Source organism: Microcystis sp. M49636_WE2 (genome assembly GCF_030065375.1).
Taxonomy (GTDB): Bacteria; Cyanobacteriota; Cyanobacteriia; order Cyanobacteriales; family Microcystaceae; genus Microcystis; species Microcystis aeruginosa_C.
The window spans coordinates 1-2,641 of record NZ_JASJFG010000790.1 but is presented as its reverse complement, the minus strand read 5'-3'; the positions used below and the strand labels follow the sequence as shown (position 1 = coordinate 2,641).

General features: G+C 35.8%; 7 protein-coding genes. All 7 read left to right on the top strand.

Annotated features, from left to right (window positions below):
• On the top strand, window positions 1-392 hold a 392-nt coding region (locus tag PX484_RS18085), incomplete at its 5' end, for a tetratricopeptide repeat-containing protein (RefSeq protein WP_288105005.1).
• A 528-nt stretch (window positions 393-920) separates the two neighbouring features.
• Complete coding sequence (locus tag PX484_RS18080; protein WP_106908986.1) at window positions 921-1,142, top strand: hypothetical protein; 222 nt, start codon at window positions 921-923, stop codon at window positions 1,140-1,142.
• Window positions 1,139-1,552: a type II toxin-antitoxin system VapC family toxin gene (locus PX484_RS18075; protein ID WP_002780221.1), complete on the top strand. Its 414-nt coding sequence runs from the start codon at window positions 1,139-1,141 to the stop codon at window positions 1,550-1,552. Before PX484_RS18080 ends, PX484_RS18075 begins: the two co-directional genes overlap by 4 nt.
• Window positions 1,531-1,713, top strand: coding sequence for a tetratricopeptide repeat protein (locus PX484_RS18070; protein ID WP_287767162.1), 183 nt, complete (start codon window positions 1,531-1,533; stop codon window positions 1,711-1,713). Before PX484_RS18075 ends, PX484_RS18070 begins: the two co-directional genes overlap by 22 nt.
• 55 nt (window positions 1,714-1,768) lie before the next feature.
• A complete protein-coding gene (locus PX484_RS18065; protein ID WP_287767164.1) occupies window positions 1,769-1,945 on the top strand; it encodes a hypothetical protein in 177 nt (58 codons plus the stop codon).
• A gap of 93 nt (window positions 1,946-2,038) precedes the next feature.
• A complete protein-coding gene (locus PX484_RS18060; protein ID WP_002756068.1) occupies window positions 2,039-2,302 on the top strand; it encodes a type II toxin-antitoxin system Phd/YefM family antitoxin in 264 nt (87 codons plus the stop codon).
• A complete protein-coding gene (locus PX484_RS18055) occupies window positions 2,302-2,556 on the top strand; it encodes a type II toxin-antitoxin system RelE family toxin (RefSeq protein ID WP_002797171.1) in 255 nt (84 codons plus the stop codon). Before PX484_RS18060 ends, PX484_RS18055 begins: the two co-directional genes overlap by 1 nt.
• Window positions 2,557-2,641: the final 85 nt, after the last annotated feature.

The window sequence follows — 2,641 nt, the reverse complement described above, 5'->3', positions numbered from 1 at the left end:
GCAGGTACACAGAAGCAGAACCTCTCTTTCTAGAAGCATTAGATTTGTGTAAACGACTCTTAGGAGACAATCATCCCTCTGTGGCAACTTCCCTCAACAATTTAGCAAACTTGTACTATTCCCAAGGCAGGTACACAGAAGCAGAACCTCTCTTTCTAGAAGCATTAGATTTGTGTAAACGACTCTTAGGAGACAATCATCCCTCTGTGGCAACTTCCCTCAACAATTTAGCAGCATTGTACGATTCCCAAGGCAGATACACAGAAGCGGAACCTCTCTATCTAGAAGCGATTAATATTGCTACCCAAGCATTAGGGGAGAATCATCCTAATACTGTTACAATTCGGGAAAACTTACAAATAATGCGACAACAGCAACATCCATCGCCTTAACTGTGATTTATGGGATTATGGGATAGACTATAATTGATCATTGATAAAGACTTGCCAAATACAACACAATCATAGTATTCACTCAATCATTCAAATCACAGCTTAGACTTATTATAGGAATCTTCCAGGTTCTGTGCGATAAGCTTAACCTACAACATAATCGATCTTTGTGTCCTTTGTGCCTTTGTGGTTCCTTCCATTCCCTCGCCAGCAGGACTGTATCTTAGAATACATTTTACCCACCAAATCCAAGAGAGCCTTGAATGAACCAATCATAGTTAAGAGCGTTGGAAAATAGGGTCTGTAGGCGCACGGATTTTCCATTATGAATATAATATCATGTCAAGTCGCCTTTGTCAAGAGAAAATTTAACAACATCCAGACAAACGTTATTGTAGGGGTAATTCATGAATTACCCCTACACCTATTACCTAGTCCAGTAACCCACCACCATCGACTATGATTGAATTAATCACTGCTCACTGCTCACTGATAACTGATAACTGATAACTGATAACTGATAAAGCTATGACACTCAAAGAACAACTTATTAAAGAAATTGAAACAACTCCCATTTCTCTGCTGCCGGAAATCCTGCATTTTGTCCAATCTATAAAAACAAAACATCCAGACGTTGACTTTATGGAATTTGCTGGTATGGCAGCAGATATAGAAAATACTATGCAAGAGATTGTCGAAGAAGCAGAAGCTAATCGTCAACTTGATTTAAAACGGATAAATGACTTATGAAACAAGCATTACTTGATACCAATATCCTCTCTTATTTTTTACGAGGCAATCCCGCAGTAATTGAACAATTCCGCATCTATCGACAACACTATACTTATATATCGTTTTCAATCTTTACCTATTACGAGATTAAAAGTGGTTTATTGTATAAAGATGCACGAAATCAACAACAACAATTTGAACGTCTTGTAGAAGTCAGTGAAGTAATTGGTTATGATCGTGAAATTAGTGATATAGCTACTCAAATATACGTTAATCTTAGAATAAAAGGACAACTCATTACCCCGATTGATTTGTTTATTGCTGCGACTGCTATTTATTGCGATTATACTCTGATTACAGCTAACATTAAGCACTTTCAAAATATTCCCAATCTTAGTTATGAAAATTGGTATCTCTCAATAATTTAGGACTATTGTATCATTCCCAAGACAGCTACACAGAAGCGGAACCTCTCCATCTAGAAGCGATTAATATTTTCAGAGAAGGATTAGGGGAAAATCATCCCCATACCCAAACGATTATGGAGAATATAAAACTATGTTGTCGCAACTCTGGCAATCAGAATTAAGATAGAGTTTGAATGCTTTGGAAAATAGGGTTCGTAGGCGCACGGATTTTCCATTATGAATATAGTATCCTGTCAAGTCGCCTTTGTCAAGAGAAATTTTAACAACATCCAGAAAAACGTTATTGTAGGGGTAATTCATGAATTACCCCTACACCTATTACCTAGTCCAGTAACGCATCACCTATCATTGACTATGATTGAATTAATCACTGATGACTACAATGATGGATAATTATAGGAGGATGCTGTCTGGACTGTGATTAGGAGAGATTGTTAAATCCCTACAATAATTTTTATTATTTCATCATCAAAAAAAGGATTAATTATGATCAAAAAAATTAAAATCGCCGATGCTCAAACCGATTTACCAAGTCTGGTTAAATCGGTTACAGAAGATAACAAAATTTATGCCATTGAGAATCAGGAGGACTCTGTAATTTTGATTTCCCAAAAAAACTATGAAAGTTTACAAGAAACCATCGAATTACTCTCTATTCCCGATTTAAGAGAAAGCTTACAACTATCTCTACAGCAAATTAATGAAAATGAAACCTATTCTCTTGAGGAAGTCTTGGGAGACATTGATTAATGGTTTATGAAGTCAGATTTACCAAAGAAGCTAAAAAAGATGTTGATAAGCTAACCCTTAAACTTAAGAAAAAACTGAAGTCAATTATCCAAGATACCCTGAGTATTTCTCCCTATAGTGGCAAAAAATTAGTAGGAGATTTAACGGGTTTCTATTCAATTCGGTTAAGTTATCAAGATAGAATACTTTACACCATTAATGATGAACAGAAGTTAATCTATATTCATCGTGCTAAAACTCATTATGGCGAATAAACTAGACCTTGAAAATTCTTGAAAACTAGGGTTTGCAAGCGCACGGATTTTCCATTATATATATAGCATCATGTCAAGTCGCCTT

Excerpts from the sequence above, each read along its gene's own strand:
- PX484_RS18080 (WP_106908986.1), top strand. The coding sequence starts at position 921 with ATGACACTCAAAGAACAACTTATTAAAGAAATTGAAACAACTCCCATT.
- PX484_RS18075 (WP_002780221.1), top strand. The coding sequence starts at position 1,139 with ATGAAACAAGCATTACTTGATACCAATATCCTCTCTTATTTTTTACGA.
- PX484_RS18065 (WP_287767164.1), top strand. The coding sequence starts at position 1,769 with ATGAATATAGTATCCTGTCAAGTCGCCTTTGTCAAGAGAAATTTTAAC.
- PX484_RS18060 (WP_002756068.1), top strand. The coding sequence starts at position 2,039 with ATGATCAAAAAAATTAAAATCGCCGATGCTCAAACCGATTTACCAAGT.
- PX484_RS18055 (WP_002797171.1), top strand. The coding sequence starts at position 2,302 with ATGGTTTATGAAGTCAGATTTACCAAAGAAGCTAAAAAAGATGTTGAT.